The sequence below is a fragment of the uncultured Psychromonas sp. genome, from assembly GCF_947489755.1.
Lineage (GTDB): Bacteria > Pseudomonadota > Gammaproteobacteria > Enterobacterales > Psychromonadaceae > Psychromonas.
Window position 1 is genome coordinate 1 of record NZ_CANLFB010000022.1, and the last position, 26,750, is coordinate 26,750.

General features: G+C 37.1%; 20 protein-coding genes. 14 read left to right on the forward strand and 6 right to left on the reverse strand.

Going from position 1 to position 26,750, the window contains the following annotated elements; all coding sequences use genetic code 11:
• Window positions 1–140: 140 nt before the first annotated feature.
• Both gabT and Q0794_RS12800 read right to left on the reverse strand, forming a co-directional pair.
• Window positions 141–1,430 carry a 4-aminobutyrate--2-oxoglutarate transaminase gene (gabT, locus tag Q0794_RS12795; RefSeq protein ID WP_298942473.1) on the reverse strand — a complete coding sequence of 430 codons (1,290 nt, stop codon included), beginning with the start codon at window positions 1,428–1,430 and terminating at the stop codon, window positions 141–143.
• 89 nt (window positions 1,431–1,519) lie between these two features.
• Window positions 1,520–2,977 (reverse strand): NAD-dependent succinate-semialdehyde dehydrogenase, encoded by a 1,458-nt coding sequence (locus tag Q0794_RS12800; protein WP_298942475.1) that lies wholly within the window; start codon window positions 2,975–2,977, stop codon window positions 1,520–1,522.
• Window positions 2,978–3,144: 167 nt separating this feature from the next.
• Here Q0794_RS12800 and Q0794_RS12805 point away from each other — a divergent pair, with 167 nt between their 5' ends.
• Both Q0794_RS12805 and Q0794_RS12810 read left to right on the forward strand, forming a co-directional pair.
• Window positions 3,145–4,071, forward strand: a complete 927-nt coding sequence (locus tag Q0794_RS12805) for a LysR family transcriptional regulator (RefSeq protein ID WP_298942477.1) — start codon at window positions 3,145–3,147, stop codon at window positions 4,069–4,071.
• Between the two features lie 705 nt (window positions 4,072–4,776).
• Window positions 4,777–6,396: an FAD-dependent oxidoreductase gene (locus tag Q0794_RS12810; RefSeq protein WP_298942479.1), complete on the forward strand. Its 1,620-nt coding sequence runs from the start codon at window positions 4,777–4,779 to the stop codon at window positions 6,394–6,396.
• A 356-nt stretch (window positions 6,397–6,752) separates the two neighbouring features.
• Here Q0794_RS12810 and Q0794_RS12815 read toward each other — a convergent pair whose 3' ends face one another.
• Window positions 6,753–7,484: a DeoR/GlpR family DNA-binding transcription regulator gene (locus Q0794_RS12815; RefSeq protein WP_298942481.1), complete on the reverse strand. Its 732-nt coding sequence runs from the start codon at window positions 7,482–7,484 to the stop codon at window positions 6,753–6,755.
• The gene (locus Q0794_RS12820; protein ID WP_298942483.1) at window positions 7,481–8,194 is read right to left on the reverse strand and encodes a glycerophosphodiester phosphodiesterase family protein; all 714 of its coding nucleotides are present in this window, start codon (window positions 8,192–8,194) and stop codon (window positions 7,481–7,483) included. The genes Q0794_RS12815 and Q0794_RS12820 overlap by 4 nt, the downstream gene beginning before the upstream one ends.
• Before the next feature lie 324 nt (window positions 8,195–8,518).
• On the opposite strand from Q0794_RS12820, the gene Q0794_RS12825 reads away from it, so the two are divergent.
• From Q0794_RS12825 to Q0794_RS12840, 4 genes are all read left to right on the forward strand, one after another.
• A complete protein-coding gene (locus Q0794_RS12825) occupies window positions 8,519–9,547 on the forward strand; it encodes a C4-dicarboxylate TRAP transporter substrate-binding protein (protein ID WP_298942485.1) in 1,029 nt (342 codons plus the stop codon).
• A gap of 271 nt (window positions 9,548–9,818) precedes the next feature.
• Window positions 9,819–10,295, forward strand: a complete 477-nt coding sequence (locus Q0794_RS12830) for a TRAP transporter small permease (protein WP_298942487.1) — start codon at window positions 9,819–9,821, stop codon at window positions 10,293–10,295.
• 8 nt (window positions 10,296–10,303) lie between these two features.
• The gene (locus Q0794_RS12835) at window positions 10,304–11,587 is read left to right on the forward strand and encodes a TRAP transporter large permease (protein ID WP_298942489.1); all 1,284 of its coding nucleotides are present in this window, start codon (window positions 10,304–10,306) and stop codon (window positions 11,585–11,587) included.
• A gap of 15 nt (window positions 11,588–11,602) precedes the next feature.
• Window positions 11,603–12,409: an HAD-IIB family hydrolase gene (locus Q0794_RS12840; RefSeq protein WP_298942492.1), complete on the forward strand. Its 807-nt coding sequence runs from the start codon at window positions 11,603–11,605 to the stop codon at window positions 12,407–12,409.
• A 96-nt stretch (window positions 12,410–12,505) separates the two neighbouring features.
• Here Q0794_RS12840 and Q0794_RS12845 read toward each other — a convergent pair whose 3' ends face one another.
• Complete coding sequence (locus tag Q0794_RS12845) at window positions 12,506–13,702, reverse strand: putative zinc-binding metallopeptidase (RefSeq protein ID WP_298942494.1); 1,197 nt, start codon at window positions 13,700–13,702, stop codon at window positions 12,506–12,508.
• A gap of 267 nt (window positions 13,703–13,969) precedes the next feature.
• A complete protein-coding gene (locus Q0794_RS12850; RefSeq protein ID WP_298942496.1) occupies window positions 13,970–14,785 on the reverse strand; it encodes an SHOCT domain-containing protein in 816 nt (271 codons plus the stop codon).
• Between the two features lie 885 nt (window positions 14,786–15,670).
• Between Q0794_RS12850 and Q0794_RS12855 the strand changes: the two genes are divergently transcribed.
• The 8 genes from Q0794_RS12855 to Q0794_RS12890 all read left to right on the forward strand — a co-directional run bounded on the left by Q0794_RS12855 (window position 15,671) and on the right by Q0794_RS12890 (window position 26,638).
• The gene (locus Q0794_RS12855; protein WP_298942498.1) at window positions 15,671–18,982 is read left to right on the forward strand and encodes a transglutaminase family protein; all 3,312 of its coding nucleotides are present in this window, start codon (window positions 15,671–15,673) and stop codon (window positions 18,980–18,982) included.
• 108 nt (window positions 18,983–19,090) lie between these two features.
• A complete protein-coding gene (locus Q0794_RS12860; protein WP_298942500.1) occupies window positions 19,091–21,619 on the forward strand; it encodes a circularly permuted type 2 ATP-grasp protein in 2,529 nt (842 codons plus the stop codon).
• Window positions 21,616–22,494, forward strand: a complete 879-nt coding sequence (locus tag Q0794_RS12865) for a transglutaminase family protein (protein WP_298942502.1) — start codon at window positions 21,616–21,618, stop codon at window positions 22,492–22,494. Before Q0794_RS12860 ends, Q0794_RS12865 begins: the two co-directional genes overlap by 4 nt.
• Window positions 22,495–22,548: 54 nt before the next feature.
• Entirely contained in the window at window positions 22,549–24,003 is a 1,455-nt protein-coding gene (locus Q0794_RS12870; RefSeq protein WP_298942503.1) for a circularly permuted type 2 ATP-grasp protein, read from the forward strand.
• A 1-nt stretch (window position 24,004) separates the two neighbouring features.
• Window positions 24,005–24,943 (forward strand): alpha-E domain-containing protein, encoded by a 939-nt coding sequence (locus tag Q0794_RS12875; RefSeq protein ID WP_298942505.1) that lies wholly within the window; start codon window positions 24,005–24,007, stop codon window positions 24,941–24,943.
• Between the two features lie 583 nt (window positions 24,944–25,526).
• Entirely contained in the window at window positions 25,527–25,775 is a 249-nt protein-coding gene (locus Q0794_RS12880; protein WP_298942507.1) for a hypothetical protein, read from the forward strand.
• 25 nt (window positions 25,776–25,800) lie between these two features.
• Window positions 25,801–26,388, forward strand: a complete 588-nt coding sequence (locus Q0794_RS12885; RefSeq protein WP_298942509.1) for a phage holin family protein — start codon at window positions 25,801–25,803, stop codon at window positions 26,386–26,388.
• The gene (locus Q0794_RS12890) at window positions 26,354–26,638 is read left to right on the forward strand and encodes a hypothetical protein (protein WP_298942511.1); all 285 of its coding nucleotides are present in this window, start codon (window positions 26,354–26,356) and stop codon (window positions 26,636–26,638) included. Before Q0794_RS12885 ends, Q0794_RS12890 begins: the two co-directional genes overlap by 35 nt.
• Window positions 26,639–26,750 lie beyond the last annotated feature (112 nt).

The following is a 26,750-nucleotide window of genomic DNA, read 5'->3' on the forward strand; positions in this document are numbered from 1 at the left end:
TTGGTTTGGCGATTACTATCAGATCAAATTCAGAGCATGTTTTCAATGTATTTTTTTCTTAAGATCCAACCTATGAAGCCCTATTAAGTACTTAATAGGGCTTTTGCATTTTTTGAGTTACGTTAGTTTACAATAAACGCTTACTTTGACGAACCTACTAGGCCTTCAAATAACGTAATAAAGCTATCTAAACCTTCATTGGCGATATCATCAGAAATAGTTAATGCAGGTAAAAAGCGGATAACGTTGCCATAAAAACCACAAGCGAGAAGTACTAAGCCGTGTTGAGCAGCATTAGCAATAATATCTTGTGTTAATTTCGTATTTGGCTGTTCAGGATCGCCATTATTAACAAATTCAATCGCAATCATCGCACCTTGATTTCTGACCTCTAAGATAGTATCTGGATATTGTTGTTGTAATTGACTGAGGCGTTTATTAAATAATTCACCAATCTCTACAGATCGTTGTATTAGATTTTCTTCTTCAATGACTTCTAGTACTGCTAATGCTGCTGCACAAGCGACAGGAGAGCCACCATAAGTACCTCCTAAACCACCTGGTAAAGGCGCATCCATTATTTCGCTTTTACCAACAACCGCTGAAATAGGAAAGCCACCAGCAATACCTTTTGCCATGGTCATTAAATCAGCTTCTACACCAGAATGCTCAAAAGCAAACATTTTTCCGGTACGACCAAAACCTGATTGAATTTCATCGGCAATTAATACGATGCCATGTTGGTCGCAGATTTCACGTAGTGCTTGTAAAAACTCTGGTGGTGCTGCATAAAATCCTCCTTCACCTTGAACGGGTTCAATAATAATCGCTGCAACATCTGTTGGACAAAGATCGACTTTGAATAAATTTTGTAATGCTTTTAGTGAATCTTTTACAGTTACATCGTGATGAGCCATTGGGAATGGTATATGGAAAATATCAGAAGAGAACGGCCCAAATAGATTTTTATACGGAGCGACTTTGCCCGTTAATGCCATCGTTAAATTAGTACGGCCGTGAAAACCACCATTAAAGGCGACTACACCGCGACGCCCTGTATGAGCACGTGCTATTTTCACACAGTTTTCAACAGCTTCAGCACCTGTTGTAACAAAAATGGCTTTTTTAGGTGAGTTACCAGGCGCTGCTGCTGTTAATTTTTCAGCCAACGTTACGGCTACTTCATAGGGATTTACCATTACGCAAGTATGGCTGAATTTATCCATTTGTGCTTTTGCTGCTGCAACAACTTTAGGGTGACTATGGCCTGTATTACACACAGCAATGCCTGTTCCAAAGTCGATATAACGTTTGCCTTCAACATCCCAGATTTCAGCATTTTTTGCATGTTCAACATACACTGGATAAATATTACCTTGGCCACGTGGGAATACTTGTTCTTTTCTGCTTTGTAAGCTTTGATTTGTCATGATGTTCGATCCTAATAGATAATATATTGTTTAATGTTCATGCTGATAGTTAACTTATAGCGCTCACTTAAATTGTTAGTGTTAATGCGTTATTTATTTAAACCACCCATGCATAAATACTTAATTTCTAAGTAATCATCTAGGCCATATTTTGAACCTTCACGACCACTACCTGACTGTTTAACACCGCCGAAAGGTGCTGCTGCATTAGATATCATCGCTTCATTAATACCGACCATGCCATATTCTAAGCCTTCAGCAACGCGCCATACTCGGCCAATATCGCGAGAGTAAAAGTAAGCCGCTAAACCCACTTCACAATCATTCGCCATTTCAAGTACTTGATCTTCATCTTCAAAAGCTATGATTGGTGAGACAGGACCAAATATTTCATCTCGTGCAATAGGCATATCATTAGTCACATTGGTTAAAATAGTAGGTTGGTAAAAAGTATTACCGGTACTATCACGTTGACCTCCTAATAAAACTTTTGCGCCTAATGCAACAGAGTCAGTCACTAATTTATCTACACCATCAACCGCATTTGATGAAATCATAGGGCCAATTTGAACACCATCAGTCATACCGTCGCCAATCGTTAGGTTAGCGACTGCTGTTTTGAACTTTTCAGTAAATTCTTCCAGCACACCGTTTTGTACAAAAATACGATTAGTACAAACACACGTTTGACCTGCATTACGATATTTAGAGGCCATTGCACCCTCTACTGCTGCATCAATATCAGCATCATCAAAAACGATGAATGGGGCATTACCGCCTAATTCCATCGATACTTTTTTAACGGTTGATGCACATTGTTCAATTAATAATTTGCCAATAGCGGTTGAACCAGTAAAAGTAAATTTAGCAATGTCAGGATGTTGCGTTAATACTTTACCCATGCCTGCTGCATCTTCACCTGTTACCACATTAAAGACACCAGCTGGAATACCGGATCTTTCAGCAAGTTCAGCCATTGCAAGAGCAGATAATGGCGTTAAGGTTGCAGGGCGAACCACAAAGGTACAGCCAGCAGCTAAAGCGGCCGCGGCTTTACGTGCAATCATTGCATTAGGGAAATTCCAAGGGGTAATTGAAGCAACAACACCAACCGGTTGTTTTACCACTACAATGCGTTTGTCGCCAGATGGAGCAGGGATAGTATCGCCGTAGACACGTTTACCTTCTTCTGCAAACCATTCAATAAACGCAGCGCCATAACCAATTTCACCCTTTGCTTCTGCAAATGGCTTACCTTGCTCTAACGTAAGAATACGAGCAAGGTCATCTTGGTGTTGAATCATTAAGTCGAACCAATTACGCATTAAAGTACAACGTTCGTTAGCTGATTTAGCAGACCATTGTTTCAACGCTGTTTTAGCTGCTTTTACCGCTAGGTTAACTTCAGCCACACCGGCATTACATACTTTTACTAACTCTTCCCCTGTTGCAGGGTTGGTTACGCTAAAAAAAGATTCACTGCTATGCCAGCTACCATCTATATACGAAAATGTTTTGAGTAATTGATTATCTTTAATACCGTGCATGGTTATCTCCAATGTTATTGCATATTTTAAAGTGGCTTAACATATTCAAATGAAAGAGATGAATAGTAGGTTATGTTTTTAAACTGTTCTTGTTGCATCATTGAATAACAATTCTAAATAATGTTAAATACAAAACATTAAACAATAAGTTTGAGGTAGATAAAACTTTGAAACAGTCATCTATAATACCTAAACCCATCGCAGAATATGATTTACGTTTATTGCGTATCTTTGTTTCTGTTGTAGAAAATGGTGGTTTTTCTGCTGCTGAATCCGCTTTAGGGATCACGCGTTCAACTATCAGTATACATATGTCAAATTTAGAAGAACGGATGAAACTAAAGCTATGTTTACGTGGCCGTGGAGGTTTTGCATTAACAGAAGATGGTCATACCGTTTATCGTGCAGTGATTAATCTATTTGAATCATTGAACGATTTTTCTTTATTGGTAGGGACGTTAGGAAAAGAGCTAAGTGGCGAACTAGTTGTTTTATGTGCTGATCAATTAGATAAAAAGAAACAGGAAAAACTAGCAGAAACGATTGAAATCGTAAATCAAAAAGCACCGAATTTGCATATCACGTTAGATGGTGATTCAATTTCAAATATAGAGAAATTGTTGTTAAAGGATAAAGCACATGTAGGTGTTTTCCCTGTTTTTCAACAAATTGAAGGGCTAAATTATACGCCGCTGACTAGCGAAGCTATTTACCTTTGTTGTAGTAAAAAACATCCCTTTTTTAATAAGGTGGATACGCAAATCACTGCGTTAGATTTGGCTTCTGCTTCTACAATTCATCCCGGTATCGACATTCAAGGTAAAGGTCGAGAACAATTAAAGAAATTAAATTTAAATGCTAAAGCATATGCATTTGATATGCGTAAAACGATGATTTTATCGGGCCGATACTTAGGTTATATGCCACAGAGTTATATTCAGCAGGAGTTGAATATGGGTGAAATTAGGATCATCCAACCAAGTATATTAACTTATCAATTTGATTTATCTTTGGTGAGTAATAAGTCACCAAGAGAGGCCAGTAAAGTCGCGCTGTTACAAAGCGCTTTTAATCAAGTATTTAAATTAAGTTAAATGTGTTTTGTCAGAACATCGATTTTATTCTGGCTTGTTATCATTTTTCCTACTATATAAATTAAAGCTGAGGCTGTTTTAGGGATATTTTTTATTATTATTTTGGGCTTAATTTCTGAATGAGGAAGGTGATTAATTATACGCACTCTTTTTTGAACATTGTACAATTAAACATTTCCTTAGCGTGAGATCTAAACACTCCCCTTCAAAGATAACCTTAAAAGCATTTTTTCATTTTTAGTCCAAATATGTTCATCTCCTTCTAGCTGTTCCCTGTAATTATTTTTCGATAATAAGTGGTTATTTCAACTTCATGTATAAAGTCATTGAAGCTGGTGGATAAATCAACGGTTATTAATATTTTCATTAAATTGACTGCAACAAAGTTAATGAGAGAAATACAAAAGAAAATTCATAGAATAACTTTTATGTAAATTCGGAGTAAACGGGGTAAATAATTCATTATAAATAATAGAAATTTACTATTATCAGTTAACCACTCTTTGTTTCATTTTGTATTTTTGCTTTGTCTTTTTTATTTCTCTTTTTATTTCATAGCTATGCCAACTAATTTCTTTTTTTAAGTTATTAATTAGCTATATTTTTTATAAGTAAAGTGCGAATGATCGTATTAATTATAAAAACTATATGTTCTAATGTGAACATTAAAGTGCGCTATCGAACATTTATATCAAGGATTACGAAATGAGCCTCAATAGAACAGACAATATTAAACAGCTAGCTGAAGAAGAGTTAGATGTCCTTATTTTAGGTGGTGGTATCAACGGTGCTGTTGCTGCTGCATCTTTGGCTGCTAAAGGCGTTAAAGTTGGACTCATCGATAAAGGAGATTTTGCAGGAGCAACTAGCTCTAATTCATCAAATCTCGCATGGGGCGGTATTAAATACCTAGAAAGCCATGAATATCGTTTAGTGAATAAACTTTGTAAAAGTCGTAACAACTTAATGAAACATTACCCATCATCAGTGACTGAGGTTCGTTTCTTAACGACGATTCAAAAAGGCTTCCGTTTCCCTGTGTGGTTTGTATTCATGGGCACGCTAGCTTATTGGTTATTTGGTCGCCTATTCACTATGGCGCCTAAATATCTGACACGTAATACGATTAAAGAACTTGAACCATGTATTAAAGTGGCTGGTGCGCAAGCAGGTTTCGAATACTCAGATGCTTTCTTAAAAGATAACGATTCGCGCTTTGTATTCAACTTTATTACTGCTGCTGCAAAACAGTCGGCTATTGTTGCAAACTATGTAGAGTCGGTTAACGCTGTACGTGAAAATAACCAATGGGTTATACAAGCAAAAGATAAAACCAATGATCAAGCATTTACTATTAAAGCAAAAACACTCATAAATGCGTGTGGCCCGTTAGTTGACCAAGTTAATAAAGGCACGAAACAGAAAACATCGCATCATCACTTATTTTCTAAAGGTGTACATTTAACAGTTGACCGTATTTCGAAAGAACATCGCGTATTAGCCTTTTTTGCGAGTGATGGACGTTTGTTCTTTGTATTACCAATGGGATCTAAAACGTGTATCGGTACAACGGATAACCAAGTTGAAAGTCATCAAACATCAGTGACTGATGAAGATCGTCAATTCATTCTTGATAATGCGAATACGTTATTAGATTTAGATAAACCATTAACTAAAGATGACATTATTGCTGAACGATGCGGCGTACGCCCATTAGCGATTGAAGCGGAAGAGGGCGTTGCTGATTGGGTCGCACTATCTCGTAAGCATGCTATAGATGTGAATAAAGCTGATAAACACATTAGTATTTTTGGTGGGAAATTAACAGATTGTATCAATGTAGGTGATGAAGTTGCTGATATTGTTGAAGATTTAGACATTCCATTGAACCGATCTGATGCACTTTGGTACGGCGAACCTGCTGATCAAGTTAAAGCGAAATTTATGGGTGAGATTGAAGAGTTTAATATTGATGAGTTAACACCAAAAGGTGCGCTTGAACCTTTATCTAGCCGTTTCTGGCGCCGTTATGGAGAAGATGCATTCGTGTTAGTTGAAGCGATTAAACAGAATCCAGCTAAAGCGAATCTTGCACTTGAACATACTGAGTTTACTTGGGCTGAAATTGACTGGGTTGCTGAGAATGAAATGATTGTTAACCTTGATGATTTACTTCGTCGACGTTCAAAAGCAACATTAGTGATTCGCAAAGAACTCTTAGACAATGCAGAAGGGCTAGAAGCGGTAAGTAAACGTTTGTTTGGTGATGATGCACAGCAAAAAATGGATGAGTTCCGTGCTCGAACTAATTTTAACCGCATATAACCGTTAAAGCCGTTTTACTTACTGATGTATATCTCGTTAAAATATAATGAAGTAAGTGGTTTATTTAGGAAAGTAATGTTCGTATTACTTTCCTAATGTTCGTTTGATTGTTGTATCAATCAAAATGGCTAAATTAGCTTCAATAAATAATCGTAATCACAATATTCTGAAACTGTACCACTACAAGCAATACACCAGCCTTCAAAAGCCCATTAAAAACACTTCTTACTGCTAATCTGATTTATAACTCTATTCTTATACTCACTCTATTTTTAACTTTATTTTTAGCGACTCTTCAGCTCTTACGTGCAGTAAATGTATGTATTACTCATTAATCTTATATCAAGCAGTAGGCTTTATTTAATAGAGACGAGCGGAAGATCTGAGGGAAGGGGGTGATTACTATAAATTTTATCAAACTCAGATAATGAAGCGACTTTCACTGAAGCGGAAATTGTCCATTTAGTTGCATCGGCTACTAGCCAAGTTTGTCGTGAGTTTTTTACAATACATCTCGATATTTCTGCTTCAGCGGTTTCATGTTCCATGGCTGAATGGCTACTCGTCACTGCTGCGCAGCCTAATATGCCGATGTCTGCTTCAAAATCATTGAAGAACGCGGTGACATTATTGCCAACCACATCTTGTTGTTGTGAACGAAATAATCCGCCTGCAATATAGACCTCAATATCAGGGTTCATTTCTAGAATACGAACAACCTGTAAGTTATTGGTGATCACTCGATGTTTGGTTTTTAAATAATAGGCAATACGCGTCACTGTTGTGCCTATCCCCATTATAATGGTTGAACCTTCGGGAATCGCATTGGCGACTTTTTTAGCTATTTGATCTTTGACATCAAACTGTATATCACTACGATATTGATAACTGCTATTGGTCAATTGCGCTGGTAACCCTACACCACCATGAATGCGGCGAGCATAACCTGCTTTACAAAGTTGATTAACGTCTCGGCGAATAGTTTGCGTGGTCACTTGGAAGTGTTCAGACAACGTTTCTATCTGAACATCTTCTTTTTTACGTAAGCGCAATAAAATATTTTGCTGACGAGCGTTAAGTTTTATCATGCGTTAACAAATACATCTGGTTTGTCAGTAATAATAATGTCGACACCCCAAGATCTAAATTTATCAGCTTGTGTGACATCGTTAAGTGTCCAAATAACCAGTGTAAGTCCTGCATCTGTGATTGTTTTTGCCATCGTTTGATCTAATATTTTATGATCAAGGTGTACGCTATACAGGTTCAGAGGCTTTAATTTTTCTAACGTGACTAGTGGGTTATGTTCGGTAATATAGCCTAGTCGAATATCTGGCATGACTTGATGACAGTGTTCTAGTGCTAATTCAGAAAAGCTAGATAAGATGATCTTTTCATTTGGAAAGCTCACTTTAGCTAATACCTTTGCTATCTCATTCACTAGCGGCTCAGCTTGATGCGGGTGATGAATCTTAATCTCAAGGTTCATACTCAAATCATTCTCCATGAAGAATAATAAAGTCTGTTCAAGCGAGATTATCTGCTCACCAATAAACGTTTCTGAGAACCAACTTCCAGCATCTAACGCTTGTAATTGACTAAATGTTAAATCAGCGACTAAACCTTCACCATCTGTACAGCGGTTAACGGTTTCATCATGGAAGATGACCGGTGTTTTATCTGCGCTAAGTTGTGTATCTAACTCAATCCATTTAGCACCAGATTGAAGTGCTTTTTTGAAACCTGATAACGTATTTTCTGGCGCTAGTGAAGCTGCCCCACGATGACCTGCAATCATAAATTTACCTGTAATGTTCACTTGAACGTTAATGACTTGTTAATAGCTAGGTTAATGATAATGTATTTTAGAAAATATAAAAGGCTTAAAAATACAACAGACTGTCATATAAACTTAACAATACAATGGTATTTATACGTTCTGGTCTACATTTTTGTAACCTACTATTTGCACGATAATGATTTTCATATGATTCTACAAATGTTCATATGAATAATGTTGTATGAGTTAACAAAAAAAGCCCATACAACTTATTTCACTATTTTTTGTTTTAATAAACGAACTGATTTATTAAAGCTAACTTTATAAACAAAGGTACTATTTATGATAAAGGTAATCGGAACCGTATTAACAGCTGTTGCATTGCTTGTCGGTTGTGGCGAAAAGCCTGCTGAAACAACGAAAGGCGCAGACGTTGCAAAAACAGTTGAGCCAATCGATATCAACATGAGTTTGGTATTTACTCAAAACGAATTATTAACGCAAGAGCTGATCAAAGCGACTGATAAAATTCGCGAACGTACTGATGGTGGAGTGAACATTAAAGTTTACCCTGGTGGTCAATTACCCGTTTATAAAGATAACCTTGAGCAAGTTGTGAATGGCGCCGATTGGATTGCTGTAGAAGATTTAAGTTACCTTGGTGATTATGTTCCTGACTTTGCTGCGTTAGCCGGCCCAATGCTATATAACTCTTACGATGAATATCTCGCAATGATGGATACTAAGCTAGTTGCTGATTTAACAGCTGAAGTTGAAAAGAAAGGCATTAAAGTATTAAACGCTGATTACATGTTTGGTTTCCGTCATATGATCACGAATAAAGAAATTAAAAACTCTGCAGATATGTCAGGCATGCGTATTCGTGTTCCTGGTAGCCAATTATTCATTAGTACATTAACATCTATGGGCGCTGCACCTGCATCATTACCTTTCCCTGAAACCTACGCTGGTGTTCAACAAGGGGTTGTTGATGGGCTTGAAGGTTCAATTTTGACTATGTACTCAACTAAAATGTATGAAGTGGCGAAAAATATGTCATTAACTAAACATTTCTTAGGCACTGTAGGTCTTTATATCTCACCTAAAGTTTGGGATAAATTTACACCTGAGCAACAGCAAATCATTAACGAAGAGTTAGCGGCTGGTGCGATTTCAAACACTACTGAATTAGTTAAGTTAGACAGTGAATATACTCAAAAACTACAAGATCTAGGTGTTAAATTTAACGAAGTTGATAGCGCTGAATTCAGTAAGCTAACAGCTGATGTTTATAATCAATTCCCAGCTTGGAGTGACGATATCCGTAGCCGAATTGGTGCAGAGCTTGAAAAAATTCGTGCTGCTGAATAAGCCGAAAAATAAGGTTTAAAAAGTACTATCAGGTAACTGCTTTATTGTATTTTCAATAAGGCAGTTATTTTTTAATGCTAGATAATTATTACTAAAATTTCATTCATACCATTAGCCATTACTTCAATAATTAGTCTCGAATCGTTGTTTTGAAGGTTTAAGAAGACCATTTTATTGCGTCTTATATTGAGTGAATATGCTTAACAATAGTAATGATAATAAATTTTAATAAAAAACCATTGTATTAATTAGTTAATCAGTAGGAGAAGTCATGGGCTTCTTAGTTAAAAATTTTGAAGAGATACTCGCATCCATTGCAATATCCATTACCATTTTAATGGTCATTATTAATGTATTCCTTCGTTATGGATTTGGTTTTGTTGTGCCATGGAGCGAAGAGTTAGCCGTTATCTGTTTTATTTGGTCTGTCTATTTTGGCATTAGTTCTTGTTACAAGCATAAGCTACACATGGGGGTAGATGTTGTTATCGCATTACTTCCTGAAAAAGCAAAAGTCCCGTTTAATCTCGTGGTTTTATCATTCTTATTAGTAATCAATGTGATTCTTGCTTACTTAAGTTACGACTACATGATGCTTTCTAATAAAGTTTCTCCAGTGATGGGTATGTCTTACTTTACGATTAACGGTGTGTTGTTTCTGTGTTTCTCATTGATGACGATCCATACCGTAAACTTCATTCGAAGTGATTTAAAACAGCTATTTAAAAAACAACCCAATACTCTATAGGTGACACCGTGGAAATCTATCTTCCCATTATTATGTTGTTCGTTTTATTTTTATTAAACGTTCCCATCGCATTTTCATTAATCGCTTCTTCGTTGGTTTATTTTTTATTTATTAATACCTCGATTCCAGTTAGCTTAGTGATGCAACGCTTTATTTCATCAGCTTCATCATTTCCGTTATTGGCGATACCTTTCTTTATTATGGTGGGTTCAGTGATGAATTATTCTGGAATAAGTCGCAGTCTATTGTCGCTTGCAGATTCATTGATTGGGCATAAAACTGGTGGTCTTGCACATGTGAACGTTGCATTAAGTACCTTAATGGGTGGCATTTCTGGATCTGCTAATGCGGACGCGGCAATGCAGTCTAAAATACTTGCACCTGAAATGACTAAACGTGGTTATGACTTACCTTTTACAGCAGCAATCACCGCAGCGTCATCAAGTATTAGCCCTGTTATCCCACCTGGTATTAATCTTATTATTTACGCGTTATTAGCTAATGTGTCAGTACATGAAATGTTTATTGCCGGTTACGTGCCTGCGTTCATGATGGCGTTATCTTTGATGGTCACTATCGCCATCATCGCGAGACGACGAAATTATGCGCCCTCAAGAACAGAAGCTGCACCTGCTAAAGAACGTCTACATTATTTAGGCAAAGCAATTCCTGCTTTATTAATTCCATTTGGCATTATTTTAGGGATGCGTTTTGGTTTATTTACACCGACTGAAGCGGGGGCGATTGCTGTTTTATTGTGTGCCATTATTGGGTTGTTTGTTTACCGAGAGCTAAAAGTGAGTCATTTCCCTGCGATCTTCAAAGAGACAATTCAGGGGACGAGTAGTGTGATGTTCATTATCATTGGCGCGATGATTTTTGGTTATTACATGACGTTGGAACAGATCCCTCAGAATGTGGCTTCTGCCTTGATTTTAGTCACTGATAACAAGCTCGTCTTATTAATGCTCATCAATCTATTACTATTAATTGTTGGTATGTTCATTGAAGGTGGGGCGGCAATGATCATCTTAACGCCGCTATTACTACCTGCCGTATTAAACCTAGGCGTTAACCCCGTTCACTTCGGTATTATCGTGATTGTTAATATTATGATTGGTGGAGTCACACCGCCATTTGGCTCGATGATGTTTACGGTATGCTCGATACTTAAAGTAAAACTGGTGGACTTCGTTCGTGAGGTATTGCCTCTCTTATTCGCATTATTAGTTGTATTAATGTTGTTAACTTATTCAGAAGGTTTAGTGATGTTCTTGCCGAACTTACTATAAATGTTAGGGAATATGATGAAATTACCAAAAAGTACCTTAACAAATGATTGGCAAGAAGTGCAGTGGGTATTAACTGATGTTGACGATACGTTAACTTGGAACGGTCAGTTACCGCCAGAAACTTTAATGGCATTGTCTGCGTTACAACAGGCAGGTCTGAAAGTGGTTGCTGTGACTGGTGCATGTGCAGGGTGGTGTGATCATATTGCACAACTTTGGCCTGTTGATGCGGTGATTGGTGAAAACGGTGCATTCATTATGGAGAAAAAAGAAGGGCACTTAACGCTTCGTTCTGGCGCACCAATGTCAACTATCGTTGATAATCAAGCTAAGTTAAAGCAACAAGTTGTTGATCTGTTATTAACGTACCCTGATTTAAATCTAACCTTAGATCAATCATATCGTTTGTGTGAAGTGGCTATTGATATTGGGCAAAATCGAGAATCGGTATCACCAGACATAATTGCTGAAGTTGTTTCTAAAATTAAACAGTTAGGGGCGAATGCGACGGCAAGCTCTATTCATATTAATAGCTGGTATGGAGAGCATTCTAAGAAAGCTACTTCATTAGCATTTTTGCATGAAAAAGGCTTATCAGACTCCCAAATAACCTCTCAAGCTTGTTATGTTGGTGACTCGTTAAATGATGAATTCATGTTTGCGACATTACCTAAAAGTGTGGGAGTGGCTAACATTAAAAAGTATTGGGATAAACTTCAGCACCATCCAAAATTTGTTATGACTGAATCTGGTGGTTATGGTTTTGCAGAGTTTGTGAAACAGTTATTAGCGATTAAAGTAGTAGAGTATTCAAGTAAATAGCGTAGTTAATAAGTTTTAACTACGCTATTTCTTGTCTGAAAGCTGATTAAATAATCGCTTTGAATAAGTTATCATTTGGAATTAGATATTATGACTTTAAACTTTTTTATTGGCTTTTTTCTTCTTCTGCGCCGTTATTTTGATAGGCGGTAAAAGGTGTAATTTATTATGTATTGCATGATGAATGAAAGATAATTTAGTGCGCACTGCTTGCGTTAATACAAAGGGATAAGCGTCAGATAAGCCCATGCTTCTATTCAATGAGTTAAGCATTACTGAAAAGTCCATCCATGTATCTAAAATACTATTTATATCGGTTTGTCCTCGAAAATAAGAAGTATCTTGAGGTAAATTTAATTCCCCCAGTTCTTCTGCATCAGCTTCAACACCAGAAGTGGAGCCTGCCATTGAAAAGTTTTGTGCCGTTTCTAAGGTATCGATAATGTGCATATAATGCGCCCATGTTTCAGCCCAATCTTCATAAGGGTGCATTGTTGCATATTCACTGATAAAGGTATCACGCCAATTCTTCGGTGCACCTTGTTCATAGTGTTGATTAAGTGCTTCTTGATAGTCTAGCTCATCATCACCAAAATATTGTTTACATAAAGCGTGTTTTTCTGGTGCATTTGCAACGAGTTGATCAAAATAATAATGGCCTAATTCGTGGCGGAAATGGCCAAGCAAGGTGCGGTACCGCTCTCCCATCGCATGCTTTGTTTGAGAGCGAGCTACATCGTCAGCTTCTGCTAAGTTAATAGTGATGTGGCCACAATCATGTCCTGTGAATACTGTTTCATGTCCAATTAGTGGGCTGTTAAAATGGTCGTTTACATCTCTGTCTGCGATGAAGTCAAAGCTTAAACCTGTTTCAGTATTTTCACTGATGGTTTGTAGTGGGACAGGTAAGGCTTTTAGCGTGTAAAGCGCACGGCGTTTAGCGGTTTCCATCTTTTTCCATAAAGGAATATGTTCAACAATATTGAGGTCGGGAACCGTTTCATTAAAGCGACAACCAAAGCACAACGTTTCTTCATTATCAGGATTAGGTACGAAAGTACTTAAATTAACCATGCCATTACAGGCATTAAATTGTTCATTATTGTCACATTTTTTGTAATGAACAGATGGTTCTGCAGCTTTAAAAAATAGCCCACTTTTTTGATCAAGTTCATAAGGTTCTACTTGATCAAATTGGTCATCCAATCCAACGGTTCTTGAACAAGCAACACAGTGAGTACTTTCAAAAAATAAAATAGGTTTATCTTGGCAGTTGCATTGGAATGTTTTCATATTAATACCGAATGAATAAAGGGTTGAAAAGGCTGTGCTTATTACTGAGTATCGTCTTGAAGGTAATAAATGCCAAGCATATTTTTCTGCCGCTATAGAGTTTAAAAATTATTATGTACTTTAACGTAACCATACTATTTAAAAATAACGATGCAGTTTAAAAATTAATGAGGATATTAAAATTAATGCCACTATTGTTTGTTTTGTGAATTATTAAATGACAAAACTATAATAATGGCATTTTATTATTTGAATCGATGTGTTCAATTAGATTCGCTGTAATAAATCAGATTTTTTTGTATTAAATTCATCGTCTGTTAATGCACCTAAATCTCGTAATTCAGCTAACTTGGCGATAATTTCTAGTGTTTGATGTGTTGTTTCTGTATTAACATTATTGTTTACTGATTCATTAACATTAGTTGGCACAAAATCAGATATCGTATTTTTTTCTACAAAGTTATTTGGTTCTGTAAAAGAGTTTGATTCTGTAATGTTAGCTTGTTGTGCAAAATTCGTTTGAGGTGCAGGCGGCATTGTTTGGCCAGAGACTAAAGGTAAACTATTCACACTCAGAGTGCCAAATTGACTGCTAAAAGAGAGAGAATCATTGCTGCCTTGCTGTTGACTAACACCGCCAATATTATGATCTAGAGTGTCGTATACAGAAACTTGACCATTTAACTCAACCGCTAATCGGTTAGGGAAGACGGCATAACGACTATTGTTCTGTGCGCCACTACTAAAAGGAGTACCTAAATTCGTTGGCCACCATTGACTACTGCCAGGCGTTCCTGCAGGTATCATTGGAAATATTTGGTTATTACTGAGTATATTTGATAGTTCATTACATATATTATCAACAGTCGTTTTCAGGCCATTATTAAACATATCGCCAACCATAGTCATACCGCCACGCATCCATTGACCAGAGCCACCTAATTCAGGGCAGTTAAATTGTGCCATGGAGCAGCCACCATTGTTCACTGCTACTAACATGTGGACTACTGCATCGTGGCTTAAGCCATAACGTGATGCTATATCATTGACGAAATTTTCACCAATATCTGTTAGCTTTTGCATATGAAATTATCCTATTAGGTAAATTGCTTTGATGTTATTGAACCGAAGAAAACGGGCCATTTGGTGTGCATTATTTACTGCTCATCATTAATATTTTTGAGCATTATGATACTTTTTGAGCTTTATGGTACATAGGTAAGCATATGAATAAATGTCACTCAACATTGCTTATTTTATCCTAATCAAACGTATTCATTTTACTATTATACAAGTGCTCAAAAGATGTTCTATCATAGCATCTTTATTAACCTTTCTAGCAGGTTTATCGTTAACTTTTTTTGACACTTGTTAAGATGTTAGCTAAGCAAGATTAATCTCTTTTTTAATAAGCACTTATACTATGAAGTGTTAATTTCTTTAGCATTTTAATCAATTAAATACATCTAATATCAGTTATGTTTCAGTTAAGAAAGTAGCGTAATTGATCATTCATATAAAATAATATGCTTTGAATTGCATTTTTTCTGACTTTCATCTCCATTATTTAACTATTATCCAGTGTTTTAATCGTTAAGAACTATTGTTGATTCATGGATTTAATTATCAATATTTTCCGTTAAGACTAATTAAAAATAGAGGTTGTTTTTCTGCTTTATCTTTCATTATTTATTGAGTATTAAGTTTACACTAGACAATTACCTTGCTGTTTTTAAGTACTATTTTAGTGCATCTATTGCACCATCAATTATGTAAAACACCATTTTTTGATGGTATTTATAGCGGATATATTCTGTAACTTGACTGATTTAGAGGATTAATGAGGGCCAAGCTCTTATTTTGTTTTTTTTTAAGTATATGGAATAAATATTGCACAAAATAAAATCAACACTCAATAACATTTTCATGTTATTTATATAGCTGCGTATCATTAAAGGGGATTAGTTGATGACCATTACTGTTGGTATTACACACCATACTGAATATAAATATGACCGTTCAGTTAAGATGGGGCCGCATATATTTCGTTTACGCCCTGCACCTCATAGCCGCACTAAAATTAAAAGTTATTCTTTAAAAATTGTACCTGAAGATCATTATATAAATTGGCAACAAGACCCTTTTGGTAACTATCAAGCGAGGGTTGTGTTTAATAAACCCACCACAGAATTTAGCTTTACTGTTGATTTAGTCGCAGAACTGACGGTTATTAATCCTTTTGACTTCTTTTTAGAAGAATACGCAGAAGAATTCCCCTTTGTTTATGACTCCTTATCAAAATCTGAGCTTGCGCCTTATTTAAAAAAACGTAAAGCGAGCCCAAAATTCCTTGAGTTAATTGAATCATTACGTCCAAAAGAGCCGCTTCGTAGTGTTGATTTTTTAGTCGCAGTCAATCAAGTTATTTATGAGCTAGTGGGTTACGGTATTCGTTTAGAACCGGGGGTTCAAACCGCTAATGAAACGATTACTAAAGCGACGGGATCATGTCGAGACTCGGCTTGGTTATTGGTGCAATTATTCCGTCACCTTGGTTTAGCCTCTCGATTTGTATCGGGTTATTTAGTGCAATTAACGTCTGATCAAAAATCATTAGATGGCCCAAGTGGCCCGGAAGAAGATTTCACTGATTTACATGCTTGGACTGAGGTTTATATTCCTGGGGCAGGTTGGATTGGACTTGACCCAACTTCAGGTTTATTCGCTGGTGAAGGGCATATACCATTGGCCTGTACACCAGAGCCAAGCTCTGCAGCACCAGTAACAGGTGGCATCGACGATTGTGAGTCTGAATTTAGTTTCTTCAATAAAGTGACACGTGTTCATGAAGACCCTCGTGTAACTAAGCCTTATTCTGAAGTGCAATGGGCTGCTATTAACCGATTAGGTCAGCAAGTTGACAATATTTACGATGAAGAAGGTATCCATTTAACCATGGGTGGAGAGCCTACATTTATCTCCATTGATGATATGGAACATGCACAGTGGAATACTGAGGCCGATGGGCAACAAAAAAGAGAATTAGCTCAAGACTTATTTGTAGAAATGAATAAAGTCTTTACGGTGGGTGGCTTTACGCATTATGGACAGGGTAAATGGTACCCTGGCGAACCTTTACCGCGTTGGCAGTATGCATGTTACTGGCGTAAAGATGGCGTGCCATTATGGAAAGATGCCAAATTATTAGCTGACCCGAATAAAGATTATAAATTAGATCATACCGATACTAAGAAATTTGCAGATAAGCTGTGTGGCGCACTAGGTCTTAGTGATAAAGCCTTAACAACCGCCTATGAAGATATTCTTTATCATATGTGGCAAGAAGCTTCTTTACCCGTCGAGCTTAATCCTGAACAACCTGAGTTACTGGATGCAATGAGCCGTAAAGGTTTGTTAGCAAAAATGGAAAAAGGGATAGAGAAGCCGGTTGGTTATGCATTACCTTTAAAATGGAATGATGGTAAAAGGTGTTGGCAGTCATGTACTTGGGAGTTTAAACGTGGGCATTGTTTCCTATTGCCAGGTGAATCCCCATTAGGTTATCGCTTACCTCTAGACAGTCTTGATTGGACTGAAAATATTATTGATCGTGACCCCTTTGATATTCCTGAAGACTTTGATAAACCGGGCAGAGTTAAAAAAGGATTTATCGGCAAAGAGATGGTTAAAACGGCTCTAGTACTAGAAGTGAGAGAAGGGCGTATGTATATATTTATGCCGCCAACCAGTCACTTTGAACAATACATGGGCTTATTAACGGCCATTGAAAAAGTTGCTAAAGGATTAACGATTCCTGTTGTTATTGAGGGATATACGCCACCAAAAGATAGTCGTGTTGAAAAATACGCAGTCACACCTGATCCTGGTGTCATAGAAGTTAATATCCATCCTTCCATTTCTTGGAAACAATTAGTTGAAAGAACCACAACCTTATACGGCCTCGCAAAACAATGCCGTTTAGGCACTGATAAGTTTATGGCTGATGGCCGTCATACGGGCACCGGTGGTGGTAACCATGTAACTTTAGGTGGCGAAACGCCGGATCAAAGTCCTTTCTTGCGTCGACCTGACATTTTAAGAAGTTTTATTACCTTTTGGCAGCATCATCCTGGGTTATCTTATTTGTTTTCTGGTTTATTTATTGGCCCAACAAGCCAAGCACCACGTGTCGATGAAGCCAGAGACGAAGTGTTATATGAATTAGAAATTGCCTTCTCACATATGCCAATGGGTGAAGTACCAGAACCTTGGTTAGTTGACCGATTATTACGTAACTTATTAGTGGATTTAACGGGTAATACACACCGTGCTGAGTTCTGTATCGATAAGTTGTATTCACCTGACTCTGCAACCGGTCGTTTAGGTATTGTTGAATTTAGGGGCTTTGAAATGCCGCCTCATTCACAAATGAGCTTGGTACAAATGCTATTGCTACGTACTTTATTAGCTTGGTTCTGGAAAACGCCTTACCATAAGCCACTAGTACGTTGGGGCACTGAACTGCATGATAAGTTCTTATTACCACAATATGTTGAAAACGATTTAGGCGAAGTTGCTCGTGACCTGCAACAAGCTGGTTTCAATTTCCAACTTAGCTGGTTAAATCCATTCTTTGAATTTAGGTTCCCAGTGTGTGGAACGCGCGAAATAGACAACATTACACTAGAGCTTAGAACGGCAATCGAACCTTGGCATGTATTAGGTGAAGAGGCGAGTGCTTCTGGTACTGCGCGTTATGTTGATTCATCGTTAGAAAGAGCGCAGATCAAAGTGAAAGGTATGATCAGCGATCGTTATATTATTACCTGTAATGGACGTCGTGTGCCTCTTAAAGCGGTTAAAGGTAAGTCTAAAGATGAAATGGTCGCAGGTATTCGTTACCGTGCTTGGCAACCGCCAACAGCGTTGCATCCAACCATCGGCGTACATGCACCATTAGTCATTGATTTAATCGATACATGGGTGGGCCGTTCGATAGGTGGATTTGTTTATCATGTGAGTCATGCTGGTGGACGTAATCCTGAAACTTTACCGGTTAATGCGTTTGAAGCAGAAGGACGTCGAGTGGCACGTTTTTGGGAGCATGGGCATACGCCATCTTTATTAGCATCAGATGAAGCTGCTTGGACGCCATCGGCTGTTAAGCATAGTTTCCAATCTGCAGAAGCAGTGACTGACTTTGTTATTCCTGAAGAAGAAAGTGTGAATGAAGACTATCCAAATACCTTAGACTTACGTCGACAACCTACCTTTAAATAAAAAGGTAGGGACCTAAATCACTCTACCCTTAGATTATTTAAGGTAGAGTGATTCAATGACTTATCACTTCCATCATATTGATGATAGTTATTCGCTATCAAATGGAGCATGTTCAGCTTGTATATTAAAAACCACTCAATGTCGGCATTGCCTAAATGGCTATCCTTATATCTTAAAAAACCTCATGTTCACGATGAGCTAGCTAATCATGGCGGGGATTCTCCTGAACAATGGGATACCTTGTTTAACCGATTAGACAGTTTAACCGCTGAAGATATTAGCAGTCGTGCGATTGAGATTAGTCAACTATTACAAAATGGTAGCACTAATATTGAAAGTCGATCACAGTGGCATTTTGATCCGTTACCTTTTATGTTTTCTAAGGCTGAGTGGACTTTACTCGAAGACGGAATTAAACAAAGAACAATCTTATTAAATAAAATCCAACAGGATATTTACGGAGAACAAAAGCTATTACTTGATGGCCATATCCCTGCTCAAAAATTATACCAAGATAGTAATTATCTTAGAGAAGGTTTTAGCCTTCCTCCTGAAGAATTAAAGCTATTTTTCACCGCACTTGATGTCTATCGTACGCCTTCTGGCGAATTTAAAGTGCTGGCGGACCATTGCCAATGCCCATTGGGTATGGGGTTGTTAGTTGAAAGCCGTATTATTGCTCGACGTATTATGGCCGAAGAGTTTGCTGAGTGTAATGTGCAACAAATTAAAGGTTTCTTGAAAAAATTCCAAGAAGGCATTAATGAATATACTCAATATATGGATGACCCTAGAGTGGTTATTTTAACTCAAGGTATTGAAGATCCTAACTATAATGAACATGCATTTTTATCTGCTTATTTCGGATATACCCTAGTACAAAGTGCTGATTTGACGGTGCGTAATGGTGAAGTTTGTTTAAAATCATTACAAGGTTTAGGCAAGATTAATGTCATCATTCGTTGGGTAGCGGACCGTTTTATCGACTCTTTAGAGCAAACTGAATATTCCTTACACGGTATACCTGGTTTATTGCAGGCGGTACGTGAAGGTTCGGTTAAAGTATTAAATCCATTCGGTAGTGGGGTGTTATCGTCGCCTATTATTCAATGTAATCTCGCTAAACTTTCTGAACAGCTTTTAAATAAGCCCCTGATTATCGCAGAACCTAATTATTATAATGTAGCGCAAGCTGAAACCTTAGATTGGAGTTTACTTGAGTTAGTGAGTTATAAAAATAAGCAGGTTAAGTTAGATGGTGAAGTTGATGCAGAAAAAATCACTTTATTAATCAATGAACAACCTAACGATTACTATTTTCAAGAAAAACCTATTTTTAGTACCGCGCCTTTTTGGGATGATGGAAAACTCATTGCTAAACCTGTTGTTTTTAGATGTTATGCCTTAACAACAGAAAATGGAGTAGAAGTACTGCCTTCCGCGTTATGTTTTTCTAATGAGATTAGTAATGACCCTAACGTCTCTGGTTGGATCAAAGATACGTGGATAAACACTGCAGATAAAACTGAATTAGACCCGCTTAATGTGCCTAATCCCATTAAGAAAAGAATGGATGTCACGCTGTTGGAAGGTGTTATTTCTAGTCGTACTGCCGAACATTTATTTTGGTTAGGGCGATACTTAGAAAGATGTGAAAACACGATCCGAATTTTACGTATTTTTATAGATAGATATACTGAACTGGCCATTTCCCCTGATTCAACTCGACGTAATATCGTCGGTCGCTTTTCAAATGCGATCTGCATGCAGCATATTGTTTATCCTTATATCGAACAAGTTTCAACACTAGATGATTTCGACCCTCTGTTATCTAAACAAGTCGCTTTTCAATTGTTAGCCGATGAACAATGTGCTGGCAGTATCATTAATACGCTTAAATACTTGTCTAATGCTGCGGTGCAAACTCGTGAACTGTTATCTCATGATAGTCGCAGAATGATTAATGATATTAACGTTCAGGTTCAGCTATTAAAAAATACCAACATGAACATCTCGACTCGTGCAATGCAAAGTATGTTGGATAGGGCTATCGGTTCAATCATGGCTTTTAATGGATCAATTACTGATTGTATGCCAAATAGTAACGGTTGGTTCTTATTAGAAATAGGACGCCGGATTGAGCGTAGCATTCAAATAACCTCATTAAGCTCAGCGCTATTGACCGAAGAGCTTGAGACGCCAGAAGAGATGAGTTTAATAGAGGCCGTACTAAGCTGCCAAGTGAGTCTGGTGACACATAAGCGTCGCTATCGTATGTATCAAAGTATTGGAACTGGGTTAGAGTTATTATTATTGGATGCAGAATATCCTCGTTCGTTATTATTTCAATTAGAACAAATTAATCAGCTTTGTCAGCACCTGCCAACTAAGCGTCGACCAGGATTAATTGCTGCACATGAAAAAGCTATTTTGCTATCTAAAACAACTTGTTACTTAACCGAGAAAGATTATCTACAAAAGAGTGTAGAGGGCCAGCGTCAACAGTTAATAGAGTTTAGCCATAATATTCGTATGAACTTAGATACTTTTTGTGATGTATTGCTACTACAATACTTCTCTCATACACAAACAGCTAATAAATTAAACTGGACAAACATTGAACAAGCTCAATCGTGAAATATAAAATAAAACATACCACCACATACCATTACTCGGATTTTGTAAGCTTGTGTCAAAACCAAGCTCGCTTAACGCCGAAAACGGATCGTGGACAAATATGCCATCATAGTCGAATTGAAATATCGCCTCCGACAAACTATTTACGTCAGTTTACGGATTATTTTAATAACAATGTGACTGTTTTTGAAATCGCTACTCAACATAAAATACTGACCGTGACTATGATCAGTGAAGTCGAGTTATTGGTTGGGGCAAATAATAATTTAAATGACCTTGATGTTCCTTGGGATGAAGTACGTGATTTACTTGCGAAGCCTAATACCACTGAATTGCTAAAAGCAGCTGAATTTACCTTACCTTCGCAGCTCACTCCTTTAGATGATGGGATTAGAGATTATGCATTAGTGTCATTTACGCCTGAAACTAATTTAATTGATGCGTGTAACCATTTAATGGCACGAATTTTTCATGGTTTCTACTATGATCCTGGTTTTACTACGATTAGTACGCCTTTAAGTGTTGTTTTTGCACAAAAAAGGGGCGTTTGCCAAGATTTTGCACACTTTGCGCTTGCTTGCTTACGTAGCATGGGATTAGCAGGCAGGTATGTTAGTGGATACATTGAAACAATGCCCCCCGAAGGCGAAGAAAAATTAGAAGGTGCCGATGCGACTCACGCTTGGTTCGCTGTGTTTTTCCCTGGTGTAGGCTGGGTTGATTTCGATCCGACTAACAATGTTTTACCTACAGACCAACATATTACCTTAGCCGTTGGACGAGACTTTTCTGATGTCACTCCTTTGAAAGGTGTTGTGTTTGGTGGCGGTTCTCAGCAATTAGATGTAGCAGTAGATATGATTCGATTAGAGTAATTTTTAGAACTTTATATTTTTATATAAGTTAATAATGAAAAGGCGGAACAGTGTATGGGAATTGATTGGAAAGCGTATAACACAAATGGGTTTTTTGATGAATTAATTGATGGAAAAGGAAACGTCAGATTACACGGTAAGCAATTAGCTCAATTTTTTTCTAGTTTGTCAGGAGAAGAATTAACAAAAGCAAGAGCGGTTGCAGATTTAGCGATTAAAGAGATGGGTATTAGTTTTACGGTGTACGATGAAGGGAACATGATAGATAGGGCATGGCCCTTTGATATCATACCTCGTACTATCGGAAAAAAAGAATGGCAGGGTGTCGAAGTCGGTTTGAAGCAACGCGTTGAAGCGTTAAATCTATTCATTGATGACCTCTACCATGACCAAAAAATCATAAAAGATGGTGTCTTTCCAAAAGGCTTATTAGAAAAGTCAGTTAACTTCCGCACGCAATGTGTTGGTATTAATCCGCCTAATAAAATATGGGCGCATATCTGTGGCTCTGATTTAGTGCGAGATGGTAATGGCACTATGTATGTATTGGAAGATAACTTACGTGTTCCTTCTGGTGTTTCTTATATGCTTGAAAATCGCTCGGTAATGAAGCGTGTATTCCCTGAGTTATTTGAACAAGTCTCAATTTTACCGGTTGATGATTATCCTTCCCAGTTGTTTGATATGTTAGCCGCCATGTCGCCTCGTCCTCAAGACAAACCAGAAGTGGTTGTATTAACGCCTGGTGTCTTTAATTCCGCCTACTTTGAACATTGCTATCTAGCTCAAGAAATGGGTTGTGAATTAGTCGAAGGCAGAGACTTAGTTGTAGAAAAAGATGATTGTGTGTACATGAGAACCATCACTGGTTTACAGCGAGTTGATGTTATTTATCGCCGAATTGATGATCTGTTTTTAGATCCAGAAGCTTTCTTACCTGATTCTCAGTTAGGGGTTCCTGGTTTAATGCGCGCTTGGTCTAAAGGTAATGTAGCTTTAGTTAATGCGCCGGGTGCAGGGGTTGCAGATGATAAAGTTGTTTATGCTTATGTACCTGAGATGATTAAGTATTATCTTGGCGAAGATGCAAAATTGCCTAATGTACCCACCTTTAAATGCATGGATCCTAAAGAGTGTGACCATGTGATTAAAAACATCGATAAGCTAGTGATAAAACCTGCGAATGAATCTGGTGGTTACGGTTTATTGATTGGCCCTAAATCGACTAAAAAACAACAGCAAGAAACCATTGCGCAAATTAAAGCAGATCCAAGAAACTGGGTGGCTCAACCAACGTTAGATTTATCGACGGTACCGACGTTTGATGGGATTGAAGCTGATGGTCGTCATGCTGACTTAAGACCTTTTATTTTATCGTCAGGTAAAGATACTCAAGTGACCACAGGTGGTTTAACACGTGTTGCCATGGTCAAAGGTTCTTTAGTGGTGAATTCATCACAAGGTGGCGGTAGTAAAGATACTTGGATTGTTGACGAAGAGGCGAAATAATATGTTATCAAGAGTATGTGAAACTTTATATTGGGTGTCTCGCTATATTGAGCGTGCGGAAAATGTAGCGCGTTTAATTAATGTTAATAATATGTTGATTATGGATCTGCCTAAAGGCGTTAGCACAGGTTGGGAGCCTCTCATTGACATTATTGGTGTGCGACAAGCATACCAAGAAAATCACACTGACTTTTCTGAGGCAAAGGCATTACGCTATTTATTAGTTGGACATGATAATAACTCTTCCATTCTTAACTCGATTATTTCAGCGCGTGAAAGTGCACGCACTATACGAGATGTGATTCCAAGAGATGTATGGGAAGAGATAAATTCGTTATATTACTATGTGAAAGATAATCAAAATGAAGGGCTGAGTAAGCGCGGAAGATTTGCTTATTTAAAGAAAATCATAGAATCAACACATATGATATTTGGCACACTGGATGCAACGATCAATCATGATCAAGGTTATGTATTTATTCGATTTGGTTTAATGATAGAACGTGCTGATATGACATCTCGCATTTTAGATATTCGTTCTGCATCGTTAATTACTAATGAAGAAGCTAAGCCTTATGAAAATATTCAATGGATTAGTTTATTGCGTTCAATGAGTGCGTATCAGATGTATCGTCAACAAATGGGGGTACGAGTACAACGAGCTGATGTTATAGAGTTTATTATGCACAGTGAAGTATTCCCTCGGTCGATTCTCTTTTGCTTATATGAACTAAAACAGTTAATGGAACCGCTCATTCATTCAAAAGAGCTAATAAAATTAATTGAAGAAGTAAGCAATGAATTAAAACATAAAGATGTAAGGGCCCTTAAAAATGGCGATTTACATGATTATGTTGACCAAGTACAGATTAAGCTAGCAGGTATTCATAATGAACTTGCTGAGTCATACTTCTTAAAACCACCTGAGGTTGCAGAATAAGTTACCATTAAATGAAGCGAGCAAACATTGTGTATAGTAAAGACACGGTGAAAAACTGTTAGTACTTGTTAGCAAAGTGTTTGTTCTCACTTCATCATCCATTTTTCATTATTAAGTATCTAAGTATCTAAGTATCTAAGTATCTAAGTTATGCGATAGGTATCCCTTATAAATATTTACTTTTTTTAATTCAAATCATAAGGGGATAATCTTTTATCTCAATCTGTGCCATATTCTTACCTACACACCATTTATTTATATCAAAAACCATTTATTACTTTTTACAATTAGCTTATACATTTACTAAGTAACTTTTACATGGTCACACCTCAACATCGGTAGAAAATACAAAGCATTACTTTTGATAATATTCATCTTTAATTTTAATTTTACATTAAAGTGTTATTTATCAAACACTTAAGTTTTTTGTTCGGGGGTTTGTAAATGTGGCATGGCTTTCGCAATATAAAAAGAGAATAATAAATATTTAGGGATGTTTATCTTAGTAAGTTGATAGACAGTGGTACAACCCTATTTTTAGCGTGAAATCATATTATACATTCTGTTATTAAGGAGATTTAAAATGGCTACACCAAAAGCAAAAACTCAAGAGTCACAACAAAAAATTGAAGAAGCATATCATTTAGCTGAAGAAGCAACTTCTGAAGCTGTCCACTCTTTAAAAAATAAAGCACAAGAATCGTTGAATGAAGGTTCTGAAAAAGTTAAATCGGTGACAAACCAAGCTGAAAATATTATTAAAGAGCGTCCTTTATTGAGTATCGGCTGTGCATTTCTAGCCGGCTGGGCGGTTTCAAAATTGATAAAATAAGTTAAGTCACCGGAGAGGTTTTATTATGGAAAACAAGCAAAATATGTCGAATCAAAATAAAACCTCTCAAGGTACTCAGCAAGATGTCTTGTTGAATAATGAACCGTTGGATAACGAACAGTTAAACAATGAACAATTAGATTCTGAAAAGTTAAGTAATGAAAGTGTGGATGCTGAAGCATCACACGATGGTCAGCTAAATGCTGAAACGTTAGGCATCAAAATTGATGAAATAACTGATGTATTTAACAAGGTATCAAAAATAGCACAAGAAGCTGGGCAATGGTCTGAGTCGACCATCAAACTCTTCTTTATTGAAATATTACGCAATATTGAAGCAGCTAAACGTTTTGCCGTTTGTCAGCTTGTATTTATTCCTTTGTTGATTCTTTTTATATTTAGTCTTTGCATCTGCATTGGAATTATTGCTTATAGTTTGACCTATAATGTGTTAATTGCAGTAGGTCTATTTCTATTGGCAATGGGGTTAGTATTGCTCGGATTAGCTTATTGGCAGAAACACTTAATGAAATTCTTTGGTTTTAAAGCAACGATTGCTCAATTAAAGGAGGGCGCAGATGTCATCTCTAAAGCAGCTAAATCATTCGATTAATTTAAAACGCTTAGAAGGTAAAGATTCAGCTAGACAGTGTGAATTGAAACTTAATTTACTGCTGCATACTGTTAGAAAGAAAACACAAAAGCATCCTTTTGCCGTTACGATAGGGGTAACCGTTGCGACTGCGTTATTAGCTAAATATCGTACGAAAATTAAATCTTTTTATCCTATCGCCTCTTTAGGTTTGAATTACTTTAACCAACACCGTAGTTCAAATAGCACAACCCCAAAAGGTAATGAGTAAATTAGCATTAGTTTTTTTGAAGTAAAAAGTAACTTAGGTAGAACTTATAAAAGTTTAAATGCACTAATTTAAGTTAGTTAAGTTTAACAGCCTTGGATTCAAACAATAAGTG

Bases quoted from the DNA above. Each gene is read 5' to 3' on its own strand.
- gabT (WP_298942473.1), bottom strand. From the start codon at position 1,430: ATGACAAATCAAAGCTTACAAAGCAGAAAAGAACAAGTATTCCCACGT.
- Q0794_RS12800 (WP_298942475.1), bottom strand. From the start codon at position 2,977: ATGCACGGTATTAAAGATAATCAATTACTCAAAACATTTTCGTATATA.
- Q0794_RS12810 (WP_298942479.1), top strand. From the start codon at position 4,777: ATGAGCCTCAATAGAACAGACAATATTAAACAGCTAGCTGAAGAAGAG.
- Q0794_RS12815 (WP_298942481.1), bottom strand. From the start codon at position 7,484: ATGATAAAACTTAACGCTCGTCAGCAAAATATTTTATTGCGCTTACGT.
- Q0794_RS12820 (WP_298942483.1), bottom strand. From the start codon at position 8,194: ATGATTGCAGGTCATCGTGGGGCAGCTTCACTAGCGCCAGAAAATACG.
- Q0794_RS12825 (WP_298942485.1), top strand. From the start codon at position 8,519: ATGATAAAGGTAATCGGAACCGTATTAACAGCTGTTGCATTGCTTGTC.
- Q0794_RS12830 (WP_298942487.1), top strand. From the start codon at position 9,819: ATGGGCTTCTTAGTTAAAAATTTTGAAGAGATACTCGCATCCATTGCA.
- Q0794_RS12840 (WP_298942492.1), top strand. From the start codon at position 11,603: ATGAAATTACCAAAAAGTACCTTAACAAATGATTGGCAAGAAGTGCAG.
- Q0794_RS12845 (WP_298942494.1), bottom strand. From the start codon at position 13,702: ATGAAAACATTCCAATGCAACTGCCAAGATAAACCTATTTTATTTTTT.
- Q0794_RS12850 (WP_298942496.1), bottom strand. From the start codon at position 14,785: ATGCAAAAGCTAACAGATATTGGTGAAAATTTCGTCAATGATATAGCA.
- Q0794_RS12855 (WP_298942498.1), top strand. From the start codon at position 15,671: ATGACCATTACTGTTGGTATTACACACCATACTGAATATAAATATGAC.
- Q0794_RS12860 (WP_298942500.1), top strand. From the start codon at position 19,091: ATGTTCAGCTTGTATATTAAAAACCACTCAATGTCGGCATTGCCTAAA.
- Q0794_RS12870 (WP_298942503.1), top strand. From the start codon at position 22,549: ATGGGAATTGATTGGAAAGCGTATAACACAAATGGGTTTTTTGATGAA.
- Q0794_RS12875 (WP_298942505.1), top strand. From the start codon at position 24,005: ATGTTATCAAGAGTATGTGAAACTTTATATTGGGTGTCTCGCTATATT.
- Q0794_RS12880 (WP_298942507.1), top strand. From the start codon at position 25,527: ATGGCTACACCAAAAGCAAAAACTCAAGAGTCACAACAAAAAATTGAA.
- Q0794_RS12885 (WP_298942509.1), top strand. From the start codon at position 25,801: ATGGAAAACAAGCAAAATATGTCGAATCAAAATAAAACCTCTCAAGGT.
- Q0794_RS12890 (WP_298942511.1), top strand. From the start codon at position 26,354: ATGTCATCTCTAAAGCAGCTAAATCATTCGATTAATTTAAAACGCTTA.